Origin of the sequence: Arthrobacter sp. 9MFCol3.1, assembly GCF_000620385.1 — a bacterium.
Classification (GTDB): domain Bacteria; phylum Actinomycetota; class Actinomycetes; order Actinomycetales; family Micrococcaceae; genus Arthrobacter.
Map to the genome: position 1 here is coordinate 91,125 of NZ_JIBJ01000003.1, position 18,475 is coordinate 109,599.

Consider the following 18,475-nt stretch of genomic DNA (forward strand, 5'->3'; position numbering starts at 1 on the left):
CATTCCACCACTGAGGAGAGACCTAAATGTCATCCACCAACGACCACATTTACAGTGCCATCGTCATCGGCGCCGGCTTCGGCGGCCTGGGCCAGGGCGCCCAGTTCGTCCAGGACGGCATCGATGACTTCCTGATCCTGGAGCGCGGCAACGACGTCGGAGGTGTGTGGCGGGAGAACACCTACCCCGGCGCCGCATGTGACACCCAGGCACTCGTGTACTGCTACAGCTATTTCCTGAACCTGAAGGTTTCCCGGATGTTTGCCGGCCAGGAGGAACTCCAGGGCTACCTGCGTTCCCTGGTCGAGGAATTCGGACTCGGCAAACACATCCGCTTCGGCCAGAACATCCTGGCTTCTGAATGGGACCAGGACCGCCGCCTCTGGACTGTCCGGACCGACGACGGCTCCCAGTTCCTGACCCGTTCCCTGGTCGCCGCATGGGGACAGCTGAACGCCCCGAACATCCCCGCCTTCCCCGGCTCCGACAAATTCGAGGGCGCGGCATTCCACTCCTCCACGTGGCGGCACGATCTTGATCTCACCGGCAAACGGGTCGCTTCTATCGGTTCGGCCGCAACCGCGGTCCAGTACGTGCCGGAGGTCGCGAAAATCGCCGCGAACCTGACAGTGTTCCAGCGTTCAGCCAACTACGTCCTCCCCCGGGACCAGTACGTCTTCACAAAGGAGGAGAGTGCGAACTTCCTGGCGAACCCGGACACCTACCGCCAGCAGCGCCAGGAAATCCATGAGTTCCGCGAAGCCGGATTCGAGCGGACGCGCCGCCACACGGCAGCTTCAGAGGAAGGTGTCCAGCTCGCCCGCCAGCATCTCGAAACCCAGGTCTCCGATCCCGCGCTGCGGGACAAGCTCACTCCCGACTACGACTTCGGCTGCAAGCGCATTCTGCGGAGCGACGATTTCTACCCTGCCCTCACCCGCGACAACGTGGAACTGGTGACCGAGTCCATCACGGAGATCACCCGCGCTGGCATCCGAACGGCCGACGGCGTCGAGCACGAGTTCGATGTGATCATCTACGCCACCGGGTTCAAAAGCCATGCGTTCCAGGGATCGATGCGCGTGGCGGGACGCGGCGGACTCCGCCTGGACGAGCGGTGGGGCAACACCCCCGAGGCGTACCTCGGCATCACGGTCGACAACTTCCCCAACCTGTTCCTGGTCTACGGACCGAACACCAACCTGAACCACAACTCCGTGGTGTCCATGCTGGAAGCGCAGCACCGCTACATCTCACAGGCCGTCGAGTACATCGCTGCCGACGAGTCGCGGATTCTCGAGGTGGACCGCGGTGTGCTGGATATGTTCAACAAGCGCGTTCAGGACGAGCTTGGACAGTCGGCCTTCTCCTCCGACTGCTCCTCCTGGTACAAGAACGAGGAGGGCCGCGTTATCAACAACTGGTCCGGAACCGTCGAGGAATACCGGGCAAGCACCCGTGAGTTCGAACTTGACGACTACCTCCAGCTGGCAGACGCCGGGCCCGTGCGATGACCCAGCCAGACCTGTTCAGCGGAAGGCCGGTCGCCGCGGACGCCGCGGAGGTTCTGGAGAAGTTCCGGGCCTCCGGCGGCCGTCCGTTTCACACCTACCCGGTCCGAGAGGTTCGTGAACTCTATGAGCGCGGGTGCGCGTCGAACGGGCTGAGCGGAGATGCTCTTTCTTCCGTCTCCGACTTCACCGTGGACGACTTCCAGGCGCGGGTTTATGACCCGCGGGTCTCCTCCGGCCCCACCCCCGTGGTGCTGTTCTTCCACGGCGGGGGCTGGGTCATGGGGAGTCTGTCCACGCATGACGGGCTCTGCCGGCGGCTGGCTGCCCTGACAGGCCTGCCGGTCGTGGCGGTGGACTACCGGCTTGCCCCGGAGCACCCGTATCCGGCCGCAATCGAGGATAGCCGGGCCGCGTTGGACTGGCTGTTCACGGCGGGTGGGGTCCACGGACTGGACGTAACCGAGGCTGTTCTGGTCGGCGATAGTGCAGGAGGTCAGCTTGCGGCGGTGCTGGCAATAGAGAACGCCGGGATGGCTGACCCGCTGCCGGTCGCGGCGCAGGTCCTCATCTATCCGATGGTGGATCTGACCATGTCCTCGCCCTCATATGCCCGCGTCACTGAGGGGTTCCCCCTGGTAGCGGAGACGATCGCATGGTTCGCGGACCTGTACCTTCCGGAGGCCGTGGACCGTGCGGCGCCCGACATCAGCCCGGCCTTGGCCAGCTTGCCTGCACGGCTTCCGCCGGCCTTCGTCATCACAGTGGACAACGATCCGCTGGTTGATGAGGGTGCCGGCTACGCCGCCGCCTTGGCGCGGGCCGGAGCAGAGGTGCGGTACCAGCACCTCCCGGGGTACGCGCACGGCCTTCTTACCTCAGCCGGCCGCATCCGCCGCGGAGCACAAATGGTCGAGGAAATCGCGGCCTTCATCCGCAACAGCAGACTGGAGTCGGCTCCGGCGTAGGGACCCCCCGGCCCAGGCCGGACCGGCAGCCTCAGCCGCTGTTGCGCGCCCGGCTGGGCTGCACCCGCGGCGGTTCCCCGGGCATCTTCGGAAAGTCCGGCGGGAACGGCAGCTCCCCCAGCCCGGCCTCGAGGTCCCTGTTCCACCATTCCAGCAGGAGATCGACGGAGCCCGCGCCGCCCGCGTGCATGTCCTCCCACGGATCGCCGGAGGCTTTGAGCCGCTCCGGCACGGTGGCGATCGTGAAGGCAGCCGGGTCGACGGACCCGAGCTCTTCCCAACGGACCGGGCACGACACCGTCGCGGTGGCGAGTGCCCGCGGGCTGTAGGCCCCCGCGATCGTGCGGTCGCGGTTCGCCTGGTTGAAGTCGACGAAGATGCGGGCGCCGCGTTCCTCTTTCCACCATGCCGTGGTGACCTGCTCGGGGATGCGACGTTCGAGTTCGCGGGCCGCCGCGATGACGGCGTGCCGCACGTCCAGGAACTCCCGGGTCGGCTCGATCGGGGCAAAGACGTGGAGCCCGCGGTTCCCCGAGGTCTTGATGAAGGCCTCCAGCCCGGCCTCCGCGAGGACCCGCCGCAGCTCCCGTGCGACCGGAACGGCCTCGGCGAACCCGGTACCGGGCTGCGGATCGAGGTCGATCCGCAACTCGTCCGGATAATCCGGCTTGCCGGCCCGGGAGGCCCAGGGGTGGAAGACCACCGTGTTCATCTGCACCGCCCACACCGCGGCGGCGATCTCGTCAATGACCAGCTGGGGATGCGTGCGTCCGCTGGGATAGACGACGTCGACCGCGCGGATGAATTCCGGGGCACCCTTGGGCGGGTTCTTGGAGAAGAACTGCTCGCCGTCCACCGTGTCCTTGAACCGCTGGAGCGTCACCGGCCGGTCCCCGTTCGCGGCCAGGAAGGCGTCCCCGACGTCCACCATGTACCGGGCCAGGTCCAGCTTGGTCAGCCCCGGGCCGGGCCAGACGACCCTCGCCGGGCTCGACACCCGCAACTCCCGGTCGCCGTGCGGACCGCTGACAGTGAGGTGGACTTCTTCCTTGGCCATGGGGACAACCTACCCCGGCGGCGTAGACAGTTGAAGAGCGGAACGGCCATCCACCCGGCATGATGGACGCATGACAACGCCTGAGTTCCCGATCATCCTTGAGGTCGGCGACGCCACAGTGTCGGCCGTCTTTGCCGGCCCCGAGGTCTCCTTCGCAACCCTGGTTGTTGCCCACGGCGCCGGGGCGGGGATGGACCATCCGTTCCTTGTGGGCTTCACCCGCGCCCTGAATGAACTAGGCGTCGCCACCCTGCGTTTCAACTTCCCCTACCGTGAGGCAGGACGAAAATTCCCGGACCGGCCGCCGGCTGCCATCGCCACCTGGCGGGCGGCCATGGACGCCGCCGCATCCCGTTCCGCCGGCCGGCCGTTGTGGGCCGCCGGGAAGTCGTTCGGCGGCCGCATGGCCTCAATGGCCGTCGCGGAAGGTATGCCGGCCGCGGGGTTGGTCTATCTGGGCTACCCGCTGCACCCGCCCGGGAAACCGGAAAAGCTCCGCGACGAGCACCTCTACGGGCTGACTCTGCCGATGCTCTTCCTGCAGGGCACGCGCGACACGTTCGCCACCCCGGAACTGCTGGAGGCCGTGGCGGCCAAAATCGGGCCGTCCGCGACCGTGGAGTGGCGCGAGGGCGGCGACCACTCCTTTGCCGTCGCCGGCGCGAAGCGCAGTGCCGACGAGGCGGGGGCATCGCTCGCGGCGTCGGTCGCCGACTTCCTGAAGGCACACGGCGAAAATCCCGCGGCCGCACTCCTAAACGATCCGGCCTAAACGAGCTGGCCTAACCGAGCCGGCCTAACCGACGTCGCCGAACCGGCCCGCCCCGTGGTGCACACGCGCCTCGATGGCGTCGGCGGCAGCCACGGCACCTCCCGCGTTGCGGACAACCTCGCTCATCGCGGCCAGGTTCCGCCGGACCTGCGGGTCGGTGTGGACGGCGGCGACCGCGGCCCGGAGCGCGTCGGGCCCGACGTCCTCTGCCGCAAGGTGCCGGCCAAGACCCAGTTCTTCGAGCCGACGGGCCGTGGCCGCCTGCTCCGGCTGCTGCGGCACGGCCACCAGCGGGACGGCGAAATACAGCGCCTCCATGGTCGAATTCATGCCCGCATGGGTGATGAAGACGTCTGTCTGGCGCAGTACCTGCAACTGCGGGAAGAACGGCCGGACCCGGACGTTCGGCGCAATCGTGCCAAGATCGGCCGGGCTGGTCTGGTCCCCGACGGCCATCGCGACGTCCCACTCGCTTCCGCCGAAGGCCTCAAGACACATCCGGAAGAAGTCCGGCCGGCGGTTCAGCGGTGTGGTTCCCAGCGAAATGAACAGCAGCGGTCCCGTTCCCTCACGTTCCCATTCGCCGTCGCCGTCCCGGCGGCCGACGCTGGGACCCACAAACCGGAACCGGTCATCGAAGGTCGCCCCCATGGGCTGGAATTCGCGGGGAAGGAACACGATGTTGAACGGCGCAGGCGGACCGTCGAACATCCGCGGTGTCCGCACGCCCTGACCGGCCGCGAACTCCGCCAGCAAGCGGCCCATGGCCAGCGCAACCTTGGCCATCTCATCGGCGCCGTCCGGTGGTGGGGCAGGCATCAGCGATCTCAGCGAGAAGTGCTCGTTGGTGGCATAGGTGGGCATCAGGGCAATGGCCGGGGCGCCGATCTTTTCCGCGGCCATGCTGCCGCTCAGCGTCATCGCGTCAAAGCAGACGGCGTCCGGCGGGTCGCGGCGGAGTTGGTCGACCAGCGCCGGGAAGCTGGCTCTGAGATCCTCGAACACGCGGTTCATGATCGGCAACATCAGGTGCGCCTGTGCCCCCTGCCCGGGCCCGAGGGCGGGCATCGACGCCATCCAGTTCCCCCCGGAAGCATGAAAGTCCGCGCCGGCGTTGCGGATCATCGGTCCGAAGTCGGCGGAGGTGAAGTATGTGACCCTGTGCCCCCGGCCCACGAGCTCCGCCACCAGCGGCAGGGTCGGGTTCACGTGTCCGTAGGCGGGAATGGAGACGAACGCAAAGTGCATGGCCATCACTCTTCATCGCGTGGCTGAGTTCCTGTTTGACCGGCCTGGTTGCCCGGCGTCCCGCGGGCCAGGAGCCCCGCCGGCGTCGTGCTCCTTCATCATGCCCCTGTTGCCCGGGCGGCGCGAGTGGTCAGCCGTCAGCGGGTCCCGGGGTCAGTTCCGCGGCTTGGTCCGGGCTGTCGCGGGCGCGGTCCAGGGGTCTTCAGGCCACGGATGCCGGGGATAACGGCCGCGCATTTCGGCCCGGACCTGCGCGTAGGGGCCGGACCAGAACGATGCGAGATCGTCTGTCACGGCCAGGGGCCGGCGCGCCGGCGAGAGCAGGTGGAACAGCACCGGCACGCGCCCATCTGCCAGCCGCGGTGTCTCGGCCCAGCCAAAGCACTCCTGCAGCTTGACGGCCACTACCGGCCGGCCGGTGGCGTCTGCCGCGTCCGGGTAGTCGATCCGGATCCGGGATCCGCTGGGGACCGCCAGCGACTCGGGTGCCAGTTCGCCCAGCCGGGCCGCCTCGGGCCACGGCAGCAGCCGGCTCAGCGGGCCGGCGAGGTCGATCCCGCCCGTGGATGCCCCGCCGGCCAGCGCCGCGAGTTCCGGGGCCAGCCAGTCCTCGAGCCGGGCCAGCAGCGCCGGTTCGGAAACGTCGGGCCATGCTCCGCCCAGCTCCCGGTGCAGCAGGGCAAGACGGCGGCGCAGGCCGTCCGCGGCGCTCGACCACCCGATGGTCGCCAGCCCCTCACTGGCCAGGGCGCGGGCCACAGCTGCGCGGCCCTCTTCCGCAGGAGGCCGTACCGGGGTGGACGAGAGCACGATCGCGCCCAAGCGGCGCTCCCGCCGGGCCGAGACGCGGCCCTGGCTAAACCGCGCCTGCAGAGTCTCGCTCAGGAGGTTGCCGGCGGCGGCCTCTGCGGTGTCCGCTGTCAGGGGCGCCGCAGAGCGGATGACGGCGCCGGTCCCCGCGGCGTCGCGACCTTGCGCGCGGGACACTTCGGCCACGCCCAGCCATTCGTACCCGGACAGGGGGCTGCCGGCCGGCAACCCCGCCCGCGTTCCGGACGTGAGCAGGTATTGTGCGGGCCCCTCGCCCGGAACGCGGCGCGCCACCCGGTCCGGGAAAGCCAGGGCGACGACGAAGCCGATTGCCTCAGCGGCACCGACGGTCCCGGCGGGCGCTACCGGTGCGGCGCGGGATGATTCCCCGGGCCCGACGCCGGTGGATTCTTGCCGGGCGATCGACTCCATCCGCCGGACGTCCTCCGCCCAGCGCCGGGATCCGGGATCCCGGCCCGTCCGCAGCGCGGCAACCAGGCGGGTGAGGTCTGCGCCCGGGGCACGCTGGTCCCCTGAGACCAGGGCGACAGCCTCGGCCGCCGTGCGGTGGCCCACTGTCGCGGCGCCGTCCAGCAGGGCCCGGGCCAGCCGGGGGTCCGTCGGGACCCGGGCCAGGACCTTGCCCACTTCGGTTGCGTGGCCGTCCGGGGCGACGGCGCCGAGTTCCCGCAGCACTTCGACGGCCTCGTCCATCGCGGCCCGGGGCGGCGCGTCGGGCAGTGCGAGTCCCCTGCCGCCGGGGGATCCCCAGCACGCCAGGATCAGGGCGGCACCGGTGAGGTCAGCCGCCGCGATCTCCGGCGTCGGGTGCGCTGGCGCGGCGCCAAAGGCCCTCTGGTCGTAGCAGCGGATCACCGTGCCCGGGCCCTGGCGTGCGGCACGGCCGGCGCGCTGGTCCGCGGACGCCCGGGAGCAGGACACCGTCACGAGGCCGGACATTCCGCGGCCGGCGTCGCGCCGCGGCTCCCGGGACAGCCCGGAATCGATGACCAGCCGGACGCCCGGGACGGTGAGGGAGGATTCGGCGAGTGAGGTGGAAACGATGATCCGGGCGGCCCCGCCGGGCTCACGCCCGGAGACGGCGCGGTCCTGCTCCGCGGGCCCGGCCTGGCCGTGGAGTTCCAGAACCTCGGCGCTGCTCCGGCTGCGGAGCCGCGCGGCAATGTAGGAGACCTCCCACGCTCCGGGAACGAACACCAGGGCGTCCAGGTCCCGCCCGGCGGCCAGCGCGGCGGCGTGCCCGGCCGCTGCCGTGTCGGCCACATGGTCCAGGAAGGCCCGGGCCACGCCCCGTTCGTCCAGGCGAGGCACCGACGCGGGGACCCATTCCACGTCCAGCGGGAACAACGCGGACGGACAGTCGATGACCGGTGCCGGGCCGACGCCGTCGTCGTTTCCGGCCGCCGACTCACCGATCAGCGCGGCGAAACGGGGCGCGTCGAGTGTGGCCGACATGGCGACGAGGGCGAGGTCGCCGCGCAACTGGCGGACTTCGCTGAGCATGCCAACAAGGAGGTCGGTCTCCAGACCGCGTTCGTGGACCTCGTCGAGGATCACGGCGTCCGTGCCCTCAAGCCCCGGGTCCGCGAGGAGGCGGCGCAGCAGGATGCCGGGAGTGACGAACTCGATCACGGTTCCCGGGCCCATCTGGCGTTCCCCGCGGACGGTGTAGCCCACACGGTCGCCGAGCCGGGTGCCGGCCAGGGCGGCCAAGCGCCGGGCGGCCGCACGGGCAGCGACGCGGCGCGGCTGAGTGACCACGATCCGCGGACGGCCGCCCCGCCCGCCCGCAGCAAGGTTGGCCAGCAGCGGCGGCACCAGCGTCGTCTTGCCCGTGCCCGGAGGCGCCTGCACCACCGCGGACGCCCCGGCACCCCCGGAACGCAATGCCGCCGCGAGGGCCCCCAGCGATTCCGCAAAAGTCAGGCCCGCCCCGATGACGCCGAGGTCGAAGAGGCCCTTGGAGCAGGCTGGGTCCAGGGGTACGGTCGCGGAAGTCACACCTCCATTGTCCCTGCAACAGCGTCCTGGCCATCCATTCGGGGCGGCGCCGCTGATCGACCCGCCGGCGTTCGTGCACGCGGGCGTGCCGGCGCTACGGGTGCGCAGCCAGCAGCGTCTTGCCGCTCGCGACGGACCGGATTTCAACGCTGCGGATATCGGCCGTCGGGACAACCGTGGTGGCCGTCGGCGTCGCCACTGTCCCCGGCGTTGCCGTCCAGGTGGCCACCTGGGTCGTGGCACCGCGGGAGTCGACAACCACCAATCCGTACTCCTCCGGCGTGCGGAGACGGCCCGGCAGAGCATAGTCGGCCGGGGTCGGCGTGTACGTGCACTTCCAGTCGATCTGCGTTCCCCACGGCTGCGTGGTCAGGGTTCCGCTGGCCGCCAGGGCACTGTCGGCGACCGGCGTGAAGTTCAGGGCCGTCGCGGATACGGCCTGGATCTGGGCGGCCTGTGGAGGGGACGGCGTGACCGCAACGTAAACCGCGCCCGCGGCGGCAGCGGCGCCCAGCATGAGCCCGGCGACGGCCAGGCGGGTGCGCCGGCGACCGCGCTGGACCTTATCAGCCAGCCCGGGCTGCAACTTCGGCGTCGGCCGTTCGCCGTCGGGCCGCCCGAGGGACTGGGCTTCCTCGGGTGAGAGTGCTGCCAGCAGCGACGGCAGTCCGGCAAGTTCGGCGACGGCGGCCCTGCAGCCCGCGCAGCCGGACAGGTGCTCCTCGAACTCGCGCCGCTCGGAAGAGACGAGGGATCCCAGCACGTACGCGGCATCCCAGCGCCGGTACTCATCGGTTCCGTTCTGGTTCATGGCGTCACGCCTCCCTCCTGCAGGGCCAGCCGCATCGCCCTCAGCGCGTAGTGCAGGCGCGACTTCACCGTTCCCTCGGCCACTTGAAGATTTTGCGCGATCTCGGCCGTTGTCTCTCGCAGATAGTACGAATGAATGACGACGGCCCGGTGCTCGGCGGACAGCCCGGCGAGCGCATCTGAGACAAGCCACCCGTCCAGGATCCTGTCGACCCGGTCCGTCTCCGGAATTTCGGGCAGCTGGTCGATTCCCGTTTCGTGCCGGCGGCGGGCGCTGCGCCGGTCATCGATGACGAGGTTGCGGGCAACTGTGTAAAGCCAGGCCCGCACCGCTGTCTCCGGGCGCTGCAGAATCGCCGGGTGTTTCCATGCGCGGATCAGCGTCTCCTGTACGACGTCATCCGCCAGGGTGCTGTCGCGGGTCATTTTCATGACGAACCGCCATAGCGCCGGGCCGTAAGCCTCCTGCAGCGATCGCAGTAGCTCGGCCTCCTGATCGGACATTTCAGCCTCCTTGGAGGTAGGACGACGCCGGCCCGCGAACAGTTCACTTGCGCCCGGCTGCCGGCAATTGCCGGGCAGCGTTGAACCTGCAGGCAGCCGGAACCGTTGTAGGGACAGCCCGGCTGCCCTGGCCGGCCATCCCTGAGGAGAGCACAATGAAGATTCTTCGCCCGGCGACTGCCGCCGCGGCGTTAGGCACCATCCTGCTGCTGGGGGCCTGCTCCGCCGGGCACCCAGCACTGCCGGCACCGGCACCGGCACCCTACACAGTCCCATCGGTTCCTGCGACAGGGAACCCCCCGCCGTCGCCCAAGGACCCCGCAAGCAACCCGGCTCCGCCGTCAACTGTCGCCCCGCCCGTCGTGCCGGCTCCGCCGCGGACTGTGGTCCCGCCCGCCCCGGCCCAAATGATCCGGCCACCGGCGCCCATGATCCGGCCGCCGGCGCCCGCCCCGCGGCGCGTCGTTCCACCGGCTCCGCGGCCCATGGTTCCGCCGCCCGCCCGGGTGCCGGCCGGAAATGATCATGATGCCGACAACAACGGAGGACCGGACGACGGTGACGGCAACAAGTAGCAGCCACGGGGCGCTTGGGCAGCGCCCCGTCCGGGGGTTCCTGCTCGGGGTGCCGTCGGCGCTGGCGGCCTTGGCCCTCAGCGCGTGCGGCAGTCCGGCCGGGAACCAGACGGCGGCTCCTGACTCCGGCCCCACCCCGTTCGCCTGGTTCCGTTCCGGACCGGCCCCGGCAGGATGGCAGCCACTGGAACTTCCTGACACAACAGCCGTGCTGGCCATCCCACCTGACGCCGCTCCCGTGCCGGGCGACCCCGGCAGCGTGTCCGCGACCGTCACCGCCCCCGACGGGGACCTTCAGATCTACCTCAATGCCACGCCGCAACAGGGTGACGAGTCGCTGGCCAATTGGCCCGAATTCCGGCTGGCCCATCTCACGGGCGAGAACGCCGCCTCCGCGAGCCGGCTGCAGTACCGTGCCGGAATGGGGTTCCGGGGAGGCACCGGTTCCTGCGTGGAAGACACCTATGTGACGCGGATCGGTGCCCACAAATATCGTGAAATAGCATGCCTCGTTGCAGGAACCCGGGGAAGCAGCGTCCTGGTTGTGGCCACGCCGGCCGATTCCTGGGACCGCTTCAGCCCCGTGCTGCAGCAAGCGGTGGACGCGTACGCCTCTGAATAGCGGCAAGCCCCCATCCCCATCCCCATCCCCATCGAACACAGTGGCCCGGACCCGTTGGATGGGGCCGGCTGGTCTTGACCGGTTGGTTTAGGCACGGCGAAGGCGGGAGACTGGATCAACTCGATCACGAAAGTGGGAACCACATGATCAATCTCAAACAAGACGCCGAGGGTTTCATCCGCATGAACCGGCATTTCCCGGAAAAGTCGCTCATCAGCATCACGTTCACGGACGGCTCAGAACACGTCTATTCCGGGCACCGGCTCAATGGCATCTATGACGAGGCCCTGGCAGAGTACCGGGCGCAGAACCACCTGGACGCCAAGGGGTTCTCGCGCGCCCCCAAGAAAACGGTCCAGCCCGCGAACAAGATCGAGTTCGTTCCGGTGCACGCCGGAATGGACCCGTAACGGCGGCCCCTAACGGATCAACCGACGCCGACGGCGCCCGGCCCGTGCGCCGGGCGACGGAGGGCCCGGGCGCGGATCCGGAGGTCGTTGTCGTGCACCCGCCGGTCGACGCCAGGCACGGCAGCCGGGGTGGTCCGCGGCCGCGGTGCCGCCGGAGTTGCCGGCGGCTCCGGGCACAGATCACTGATCAGCCCCATGCCGGCGTACTCACGCACCGCGGTGATGCCTGCAACCGCTGCAGGCTTGTCCGCGAAGCCCTTTGAAACGGCCAGTACGGCCCCATCCGGTGACCTGAGCCGAAACCTGAAGCAGGCATCGGCATCTACGAAGAGTTCAAATGTGCCGGCCATGACGATCCTCCCGATTCGCGGGCTCCCCTTCCGCGCATCATCGCCACAGAATGAAGGGGAAAGCGTCGCTGCTGCCCGCTGGTTTGGTTTGTCCTCGCGGCTGAACAGATCATGTCAGCCCGCGTTATCAGTTTCGCTGCGGCCGTGAAACGCCCACAAGGCCGGTCACGTAAATCCTGGGTAAATAGAAGCCAACAGCCGTGCGCAGCCGCCGTCGGGTCCGCCACGGGCAGGAATATTGCCGGCTCTGCGGTGCCCTACAGGGGCGGCCAATGGTCGCGGCAGTAGTCACCGCGGCTGGCGCCCGGAGACCCCGGCGGGATGGCCCGGTCCCAGGAGGGGGCGACGGCGTCGCTCCGCTCGGAAGGCTCGGCCGCCGCTGCGCGGCTTGCATCGCCGGGCAACCAGGTCATGACTGAATCGTTGGACAACGTACCCCCCATTGTTGTTGGCTGGAGGCGCACCGGCTCGCATTACGGACCGCCATGCGCCTCACGCAAGACTAGCCGGGAGGACTGACGCCAAAACAGGGACTTTGGACCGTATCGGCGAAAGCCGCAGGCGCCTAGCCGTTAGCACCCGCGGGCCGCCGTCAACGGCTTTTGGGGCCCGACAGCCCGGAGCGAAGAGCAGAAGTGTTTCATCCAATGGAATTGGAAGTCGCCGCGGCGGAGAATCAGGGGCAGTCTTGGGGACAGCCCGCGCTCCACAGACAGGAAAGAAGGATGCGATGTCCCTCAGCGTTGAGGAAATGAACAAACAGCTCCCGGTGGCGAATGTGCTGCCGGGGGACGCCGTCCCGTACTACATGGCGTCCGGCGAAGGCACCCGCTATGAGATCAACGGCCAGCTGGTCACGGTGATCGCCCGGGCGGCGGATACCGGCGGGATTTTCAGCGCCGCCTACATCTCCGGCGGCATGGGGGCCGAATCGCCGTTCGTGAGCCACACGGTGGAACACAAAACCCTGTACGTCTTCGACGGCATCCTGCACGTCTGGCTGCCGGGCGAAAGCCGTATCCTGACTCCCGGGGATTCCGTGGTGATCCCGCCGGGAACCCCGCACGCGTACCGGATGGCAAGCCACTACACCCGGTTCCTGAACTGGATGACCCCCGGCGGCGCCGAGGCCTACTACGAACGCGTCGGCACTCCCATCGATTCGCACGTCCCGCCTGTCACCCCGGGCCGGAAGCTCGGCCGGCAGGAGTGCGCGGCGGTGGGCGCCGAATTCGGCATGACGTTCCCCGACGTCGAACGGGTGGCACCGACTCTCCGGCAGGACGCCGGGCTGCCTGCCGTCCAGAGCCCGTACTTCCTCAGTGCCGGCGAGGGCGAACGGATGGTCAGCTACCAGACCATGTTCACCTACTTGTCCCGGCCGGCGAACACGGGATCGAACTACTTCGCCGTCCACACCAAGGGCGCCAAATCCCCCTACATTCCGCTGCATTTCCACGAACAGCACACGGAAAACTTCCTCTGCACCGAAGGCAGGATGTGGATCTACGCCAACGGTCGCGAAGTGCTGCTCACCAAGGGCGACTTCCTCCACGCCCCGGCCGGGACCATCCACTCCTTCGCCTTCGATTCCCACAACACCCAGATGGTCGGGTTCCTGACGCCGTCGGTGTTCAACGGCTTCTTCGAGTACTTCAACAAGCCCACGGAGGACTACATGTACACCGAGGGCGGCGAGCCCTACATGGACATGGAGGGCTTCGGCCGGGCCCAGGCCGAGATGGACCTGACCGTGGTGGGTCCCCCGCCGCAGCGCAGGGCTGCGCTGGACATCTAGGCGGCCTGGGCATCGGCCGGCTCTCTGGTCCGGTTGCACGACCCACCGGAATGGCCCGGAACCCCTGCGGGGGTTCCGGGCCATTCGCGTCGGTGGACGGTTTACTGGGGGTTCATGGTGCGTGTCGGTGCACAGCCTGGCGGACCAGCTCGCGCCCGTAGTCGTTGCCGTTCGGGGTGCGCAGCACCGTGTGCATGTGGAACGGGGCCGGGGTGTCATTGCTGAGGAAGACGCCGGTGTGGTGGTCCAGTTCCATGACCAGCACGGGGCTTTGCAGGCGGAAGTAGAAGGCGTCCTGCGCCTCCCATCCGCCGATCCAGCAGAACCAGGTTTCGTCCCAGTGGGCGGCGATCTCCCGCCGGCGCGCGGTCCGCGGCCCGTCGGGGAGGTACGCGATGAAGTCTGCCACGAGCTCGTCGAGGATCGCGCGTGCCGCGGCGGGCATCGCGCTGACCGGGATGCCCTCGTAGGGAATCACGCGGTTGTCCTGGAAGCAGCCGGCCAGGTGCCGTTCGTCCCCGGGGTGCAGCCGGCCCTCGGGCATGGCGGGATCCTGCATGTCCGCGAAAAGCGTGGCCTCGTCCCGCAGCGGCCCGGGCAGGGACTGCATGAGACGCCGCGCCAGGGCGATCCGCTCCTTGAAAACGGCCACGCCCCGGCGCGGGCCGGCGTCGATGACGTCCGGTTCGGCGCCGAGGAACACCGGGGAGACCACCATCTGGGTCCCGGCCACCAGGACGTTGAGCGCCACGTGGTGGCCGAAGAGCTGCCAGCCCCACGGGGCAGTCTCCGAGGGCTCACCATAGAGGGCGAAATTGTAGCTGAACTCGTTCATCAGCTGCGGCAGTTCCACCAGGTCGCCCAGGAATCCATTGATCCGCATCAGGTTCCGGACCAGCTCGAAGCCGGCCGGGCTCAGGCTCGCCGCCAGGACGGCCAGGATCCGTTCGCGCACGTCCGGGTCCAGTTCGTCCAGGCGCAGGCCCGTGTCATGCTGCAGGAATTCCGGGTTGGCCCAGCTCTGCCATTCGTGGGCGTCCACCCCGTAGCGGAGCTGCCTGGCCTGCGCCGGCGTGAGTCCTGCCAGCAGGTCCCGGGCGGCGGCTGTCATCGCGGCCGCGGGCGCTTCCTCCCCTGCCGGTGCCGGCTCGAGGGGGTACAGCCCGGTCCGGCGGACCCCGTCGCTGGTCACCCCGGTGAAAGGCTCCGGATATTGGGCGGCCCAGCCCTGGATCATCGGACCCGCGAAGGGGTCAGTCTTCGCCGCCTCGGCGTAGCCCCGGGCATCCAGGCCACGGATCTGCGCCACCCGAGGGTGGTCGGGCGGGTAGAGATAGTCACGGAAGGACGGCACGGACACATGATCTCCTGTCGGGGTCTTCGGATGGTGTTGCCAGCGGCCAGCCGGCGGCGACGCCAATGGCCGCGGCGGCCGCCGCCGGGTCGGTCCCCCGCCACGCGACGTGCTGGTCCGGGCGGACCAGCACCGCGGTGGCCTGCCAGTGCGTGGTCATCGGGGTTCCGTGCTGGTCGGGTCCGACGTCGACGACGGCCAGCGGGATCCCGTGTACCGCGGCGGCGGCCTGGGCCGCCGCGTAGGCCTGCCCGGCGGCGGCGCCGCCCAGGCTGTCACGGTCCACCAGGAGGGTGAAGCCGGTGCCCACCAGGTCATACAGCGACGTCGTCGCGTCGAGCCAGGCGTGGGGCAGCAGTGATCCCGGACTGGCGGAGGGGACGTAGCTGACGGGGTCCTCGGCGGGGACGGGCAGGCCGTCCGGGACCACCAGCGGCGAGGAGCCGTACGCGTAGCCCAGCACCAGCCCCAGCGAGTCGAACTCGCTTTGTTTGACGGCCAGCGCCTCCCTGGCGGCCTGCCGGGCTGCCTCGCCGTCCGCATCCGCCCGGCCCAGGGCCGGGTCCGCGAAGTGGTAGGCCAGCGACTTCCCGTTGGCGGCGGCGTCGCGGATGGTCCGGGCCGCGACGGGCCGGCGTTCCAGCTCGTAGCTGGCGGCCAGGGCCGGGCCGGCCCAGCCCTTCAGGGCGGCCGCGATCTTCCAGGCCAGGTTGGCGGCGTCGCCGATGCACGTGTTGAAGCCGTGTCCGCCCCAAGGCGGATTCAGGTGCGCGGCGTCCCCGACCAGGAACACGCCGTCGTGCCCGTATCCCGGGGCGAGCAGCATGCGGGCCGTCCAGGGGTCGGTGGCGATGACCTCGACGTCGACGTCGGCCCCGACGAGCGAGCGGACCAGGTGTCCGGCGTCGGGTGTTCCGCTGCCGTCCACGCCCTGGATGATGGCCCACCAGGTGCTGCCGAGATCCAGCCGCCCCACCATGCCCGACACCTCGGGTCCCAGGACCCAGTACTGGACGGCCGGGTCCAGGGTGATCGCGGCGGCGAGGGTGTCGGAACGGAACAGGACACTGATGTTGGAGAGCTCGGCGGAGCCGCCGGCGAGGCGGATGTTCAGCCGGCGGCGCACGGTGGAGGAACCGCCGTCGGCCGCGGCGACGAAGCTGCAGTCCACGGCCTTGCGCCGCCCGGTTGCGTCGGACACCGCCACGCGCGAGCCAAACCGCGGCCGGCCGAGACCCGGCGTGCCGCCGCCCGGGTTGATGTCCAGGTCTTCCACGCTCAGGCCGGTCAGCAGCGTAATGAGCGGCGATTCGGCGGCGGCCTCCCGGAGCACGGCCTCCATGACGGGCTGCGGGACCTGCTGCCCGCATTCCGGCTGGGGGCCATACCGGCCCGGGACGAGCTGGAAGGCCTGGCGGAACCGGGTGACTTCGTGGCCGGTAAGGGCGGAGCAGAAGATGACGTCCTGGGCGTAGGCGACCGGCAGCGGGGCAGCCTCACGGAGTTTCCCGGCCAGCCCAAGGCGGCGCAGGTGCGTCATGGTCCGGGCGTTCGTGGTCTTCGCGCGCGGCCGGTCCGGGTCGATGGTGGTCCTCGGCTCGATGACGAGGCTGCGGACGCCGCGGTGCGCCAGGTCCAGGGCCAGGAACAGCCCGCTGGGTCCTCCGCCGGCGATCAGCACCGGCACCCGCTCCGGCAGGTCGCCGAGGGCCGCGTTGTTGACGGCCGTCATCAGGCCCGGGCCCGCAGCGACGGCCCGCCCACGGGCGTGGTGAGCGTTCCCAGGGTGTCGATCTCCACTTCGACCGTGTCGCCGGGTTGCAGGAGCCACGGCGGGGTCCGGACGTAGCCGACCCCCTCCGGGGTTCCCGTGGCGATGACGTCACCGGGATGCAGGGTCATCGTCTGGCTGATCAGGGCGATGATGGCCGGGACGGAGAAGATCATGTCCCGGGTGTTGCCGTTCTGGACCTCCGTCCCGTTGACCCTCGTCCGGACCTGCAGTCCCTCGCGAAGGTCCCCGGCCTCGTCGCGGCTGACCAGCGGGCCGAGGGGGCCGCTGAAGTCGCCGTTCTTGCCCAGGGTCCACTGCGCGGTGAGCTTTTGGGCCCGCCGCGCGGTGAGGTCGTTGAACGTGGAGTAGCCGAAGACGGCTTCCGCGGCGGTGGCTTCGTCCGCGGATTCGACCCGCTGGCCCACGTACGCGGCGACTTCGCCTTCCCAGTCCAGCCCTGCCTCGCCGGCCGGCACCGGCGCGGGGACGTTGCCGACTGACAGGGAGGCGGTCCACCGGCCGAACAGCGTGGGGTACTCGGGCACGGAGAAGGAACCCTCGGCCGCGTGGGCCCGGTAGTTCAAGCCCACGCAGATCACGCGGGCAGTGGGCGGGACCAGCGGCACTTCTGTGACGTCCAGCCGGCTCAGCGACGCGCCGCCGGCCGTCAGGGACAGGGACTTTTCCTGCCAGCCGGCGGCATCCGCCCAGAAATCCTGGACCGGAGCCAGCGGGTGGACCCGGCTGTCGGCCAGGGCCGCAACCCAGGCCGCGCCGTCGTGGGTGATGCCGATGTACTGCATGTGGAGGGCCTTTCAGGTTCCGCCCGGACGGGCGCGGGGTAATGGTGATCGTAGAAAATTGGCACAGCAAAGCTGCCCGGGTCAGACCGGAGCCCGCACATCGTGGTGGCGGGGACAGTTCCCTCAGGGGACGTGGGCCTGGCGGAGGAAGAAGTCGACGGTGGCGTCCATGGCCTTCTCCGCGGCCGCCTGGCTGTGATCGGGCAGCACCCACATGTGGTCCGCGTCCTCGATCAGGAGCAGTTCGGCGTCGGTTCCGGCGGCTTCCAACGCCGCCGCGAGGGACGTCGACTGGGCCGGCGGGACGAAGCGGTCGGCGGTCCCGTGGACCAGGAGGAACGGCGGCGCCGCCGGAGTCACATAGCCCACGGGGCTGGCGGCAGCGGCCTTGCCGGGGGCCTCCGCCAGCACCGCTCCAATGAGCAGTTCTTCGCGGGACCCGGGGTCGTCGGCACGGGCGACGGCGTTGGGCAGGCTTTGTTCGGCCATCCGGGCCAGGTCCGCTGGCGCGTACCAGGCGGCCACGGCAGCGACTGTGCCGGCCGTGGCGGCAGCGCTGCCGGGGGTGAGCCCCACGAGGCTGGCGAGATGTCCGCCCGCGGAGTCGCCCCACGCGTAGATCCGGTTAGGATCCACGCCGTACTCCTGGGCGTGGCTCCGGAGCCAGTGCACGGCGGCCTTCGCGTCCTCCAGCTGAGCCGGGAACCGAGCGGCCGTGCTGAGCCGGTAGTCCGCGGAGACCACCACGAATCCCGCGTCCGTGAGCCTCCGGAACGGGCTGAACCCGAAACCGTCCAGCACCGGGCCGAGGGAGGATCGCTCCCCCGTCCGCCAGCCGCCGCCGTGGAAGTGCACGATCGCGGGGAACAGCTTCGGAGTCCGCCCTTCGGCGGGGTGTACTTCTGCGGCGGGGAGGTAGAGGTCCAGCAGCAAGGGTTCTGCGCCCCCGGGGCAGGCGAACTCGATCCCTTCCAGGATCTGTTCTGCTGTCATCGTCGGCTCCATCTGCTGCTGGCCGGCTCGAGGTGTTCCGGCGTCTGAATCAAGGGTGTCGGATACCGGGCAGTGCCGGCACCGGGCATTTCAA

17 protein-coding genes are annotated in these 18,475 nt (G+C 69.7%); 6 read left to right on the plus strand and 11 right to left on the minus strand.

All coding sequences use genetic code 11. From position 1 onward, the window contains the following. Window positions 1–26: 26 nt before the first annotated feature. A complete protein-coding gene (locus C560_RS0100490; protein WP_026536702.1) occupies window positions 27–1,514 on the plus strand; it encodes a flavin-containing monooxygenase in 1,488 nt (495 codons plus the stop codon). Continuing rightward, window positions 1,511–2,479, plus strand: a complete 969-nt coding sequence (locus tag C560_RS0100495) for an alpha/beta hydrolase (protein ID WP_026536703.1) — start codon at window positions 1,511–1,513, stop codon at window positions 2,477–2,479. The genes C560_RS0100490 and C560_RS0100495 overlap by 4 nt, the downstream gene beginning before the upstream one ends. A 31-nt stretch (window positions 2,480–2,510) precedes the next feature. Here the strand turns inward: C560_RS0100495 and ligD are convergent, their stop codons facing one another. Next, window positions 2,511–3,536, minus strand: a complete 1,026-nt coding sequence (gene ligD, locus C560_RS0100500) for a non-homologous end-joining DNA ligase (RefSeq protein WP_026536704.1) — start codon at window positions 3,534–3,536, stop codon at window positions 2,511–2,513. Between the two features lie 70 nt (window positions 3,537–3,606). On the opposite strand from ligD, the gene C560_RS0100505 reads away from it, so the two are divergent. Next, window positions 3,607–4,308 (plus strand): alpha/beta hydrolase family protein, encoded by a 702-nt coding sequence (locus C560_RS0100505; RefSeq protein WP_026536705.1) that lies wholly within the window; start codon window positions 3,607–3,609, stop codon window positions 4,306–4,308. Window positions 4,309–4,332: 24 nt separating this feature from the next. Here the strand turns inward: C560_RS0100505 and C560_RS20825 are convergent, their stop codons facing one another. The 4 genes from C560_RS20825 to C560_RS0100525 all read right to left on the minus strand — a co-directional run bounded on the left by C560_RS20825 (window position 4,333) and on the right by C560_RS0100525 (window position 9,702). Continuing rightward, a complete protein-coding gene (locus tag C560_RS20825) occupies window positions 4,333–5,556 on the minus strand; it encodes a macrolide family glycosyltransferase (RefSeq protein ID WP_197026073.1) in 1,224 nt (407 codons plus the stop codon). 153 nt (window positions 5,557–5,709) lie between these two features. After that, on the minus strand, window positions 5,710–8,388 hold the full coding sequence (hrpB, locus tag C560_RS0100515; RefSeq protein ID WP_051532916.1) for an ATP-dependent helicase HrpB: 2,679 nt from the start codon (window positions 8,386–8,388) through the stop codon (window positions 5,710–5,712). Window positions 8,389–8,482: 94 nt separating this feature from the next. Then, the gene (locus C560_RS0100520; RefSeq protein ID WP_026536707.1) at window positions 8,483–9,199 is read right to left on the minus strand and encodes an anti-sigma factor family protein; all 717 of its coding nucleotides are present in this window, start codon (window positions 9,197–9,199) and stop codon (window positions 8,483–8,485) included. Beyond that, the gene (locus C560_RS0100525; protein WP_026536708.1) at window positions 9,196–9,702 is read right to left on the minus strand and encodes a sigma-70 family RNA polymerase sigma factor; all 507 of its coding nucleotides are present in this window, start codon (window positions 9,700–9,702) and stop codon (window positions 9,196–9,198) included. The genes C560_RS0100520 and C560_RS0100525 overlap by 4 nt, the downstream gene beginning before the upstream one ends. Window positions 9,703–10,227: 525 nt before the next feature. Here C560_RS0100525 and C560_RS0100530 point away from each other — a divergent pair. Next, window positions 10,228–10,899, plus strand: a complete 672-nt coding sequence (locus tag C560_RS0100530; protein ID WP_155855689.1) for a hypothetical protein — start codon at window positions 10,228–10,230, stop codon at window positions 10,897–10,899. Window positions 10,900–11,042: 143 nt separating this feature from the next. Then, window positions 11,043–11,309 carry a hypothetical protein gene (locus C560_RS0100535; RefSeq protein WP_018772760.1) on the plus strand — a complete coding sequence of 89 codons (267 nt, stop codon included), beginning with the start codon at window positions 11,043–11,045 and terminating at the stop codon, window positions 11,307–11,309. Between the two features lie 17 nt (window positions 11,310–11,326). On the opposite strand, the gene C560_RS0100540 is transcribed toward C560_RS0100535, so the two are convergent. After that, window positions 11,327–11,659, minus strand: a complete 333-nt coding sequence (locus C560_RS0100540; RefSeq protein WP_018772759.1) for a YegP family protein — start codon at window positions 11,657–11,659, stop codon at window positions 11,327–11,329. A 257-nt stretch (window positions 11,660–11,916) separates the two neighbouring features. After that, window positions 11,917–12,072: a hypothetical protein gene (locus C560_RS23175; protein ID WP_155855690.1), complete on the minus strand. Its 156-nt coding sequence runs from the start codon at window positions 12,070–12,072 to the stop codon at window positions 11,917–11,919. A 317-nt stretch (window positions 12,073–12,389) separates the two neighbouring features. Between C560_RS23175 and C560_RS0100545 the strand changes: the two genes are divergently transcribed. After that, window positions 12,390–13,457, plus strand: a complete 1,068-nt coding sequence (locus C560_RS0100545) for a quercetin 2,3-dioxygenase (protein WP_026536710.1) — start codon at window positions 12,390–12,392, stop codon at window positions 13,455–13,457. Between the two features lie 112 nt (window positions 13,458–13,569). Here C560_RS0100545 and C560_RS0100550 read toward each other — a convergent pair whose 3' ends face one another. From C560_RS0100550 to C560_RS0100565, 4 genes are all read right to left on the minus strand, one after another. Continuing rightward, window positions 13,570–14,817 (minus strand): DUF3500 domain-containing protein, encoded by a 1,248-nt coding sequence (locus tag C560_RS0100550; RefSeq protein ID WP_026536711.1) that lies wholly within the window; start codon window positions 14,815–14,817, stop codon window positions 13,570–13,572. Continuing rightward, on the minus strand, window positions 14,795–16,543 hold the full coding sequence (locus tag C560_RS0100555) for an FAD-dependent monooxygenase (RefSeq protein WP_026536712.1): 1,749 nt from the start codon (window positions 16,541–16,543) through the stop codon (window positions 14,795–14,797). Before C560_RS0100555 ends, C560_RS0100550 begins: the two co-directional genes overlap by 23 nt. Beyond that, entirely contained in the window at window positions 16,543–17,388 is an 846-nt protein-coding gene (locus C560_RS0100560; protein ID WP_026536713.1) for a fumarylacetoacetate hydrolase family protein, read from the minus strand. Before C560_RS0100560 ends, C560_RS0100555 begins: the two co-directional genes overlap by 1 nt. 123 nt (window positions 17,389–17,511) lie before the next feature. Beyond that, on the minus strand, window positions 17,512–18,381 hold the full coding sequence (locus tag C560_RS0100565) for an alpha/beta hydrolase (RefSeq protein ID WP_026536714.1): 870 nt from the start codon (window positions 18,379–18,381) through the stop codon (window positions 17,512–17,514). Window positions 18,382–18,475 lie beyond the last annotated feature (94 nt).

What these genes read in the sequence shown, in the direction of transcription:
- C560_RS0100490 (WP_026536702.1), top strand. Translation starts at nt 27, where the DNA reads ATGTCATCCACCAACGACCACATTTACAGTGCCATCGTCATCGGCGCC.
- C560_RS0100495 (WP_026536703.1), top strand. Translation starts at nt 1,511, where the DNA reads ATGACCCAGCCAGACCTGTTCAGCGGAAGGCCGGTCGCCGCGGACGCC.
- ligD (WP_026536704.1), bottom strand. Translation starts at nt 3,536, where the DNA reads ATGGCCAAGGAAGAAGTCCACCTCACTGTCAGCGGTCCGCACGGCGAC.
- C560_RS0100505 (WP_026536705.1), top strand. Translation starts at nt 3,607, where the DNA reads ATGACAACGCCTGAGTTCCCGATCATCCTTGAGGTCGGCGACGCCACA.
- C560_RS20825 (WP_197026073.1), bottom strand. Translation starts at nt 5,556, where the DNA reads ATGCACTTTGCGTTCGTCTCCATTCCCGCCTACGGACACGTGAACCCG.
- C560_RS0100520 (WP_026536707.1), bottom strand. Translation starts at nt 9,199, where the DNA reads ATGAACCAGAACGGAACCGATGAGTACCGGCGCTGGGATGCCGCGTAC.
- C560_RS0100525 (WP_026536708.1), bottom strand. Translation starts at nt 9,702, where the DNA reads ATGTCCGATCAGGAGGCCGAGCTACTGCGATCGCTGCAGGAGGCTTAC.
- C560_RS0100530 (WP_155855689.1), top strand. Translation starts at nt 10,228, where the DNA reads ATGATGCCGACAACAACGGAGGACCGGACGACGGTGACGGCAACAAGT.
- C560_RS0100535 (WP_018772760.1), top strand. Translation starts at nt 11,043, where the DNA reads ATGATCAATCTCAAACAAGACGCCGAGGGTTTCATCCGCATGAACCGG.
- C560_RS0100540 (WP_018772759.1), bottom strand. Translation starts at nt 11,659, where the DNA reads ATGGCCGGCACATTTGAACTCTTCGTAGATGCCGATGCCTGCTTCAGG.
- C560_RS23175 (WP_155855690.1), bottom strand. Translation starts at nt 12,072, where the DNA reads ATGACCTGGTTGCCCGGCGATGCAAGCCGCGCAGCGGCGGCCGAGCCT.
- C560_RS0100545 (WP_026536710.1), top strand. Translation starts at nt 12,390, where the DNA reads ATGTCCCTCAGCGTTGAGGAAATGAACAAACAGCTCCCGGTGGCGAAT.
- C560_RS0100555 (WP_026536712.1), bottom strand. Translation starts at nt 16,543, where the DNA reads ATGACGGCCGTCAACAACGCGGCCCTCGGCGACCTGCCGGAGCGGGTG.
- C560_RS0100560 (WP_026536713.1), bottom strand. Translation starts at nt 17,388, where the DNA reads ATGCAGTACATCGGCATCACCCACGACGGCGCGGCCTGGGTTGCGGCC.
- C560_RS0100565 (WP_026536714.1), bottom strand. Translation starts at nt 18,381, where the DNA reads ATGACAGCAGAACAGATCCTGGAAGGGATCGAGTTCGCCTGCCCCGGG.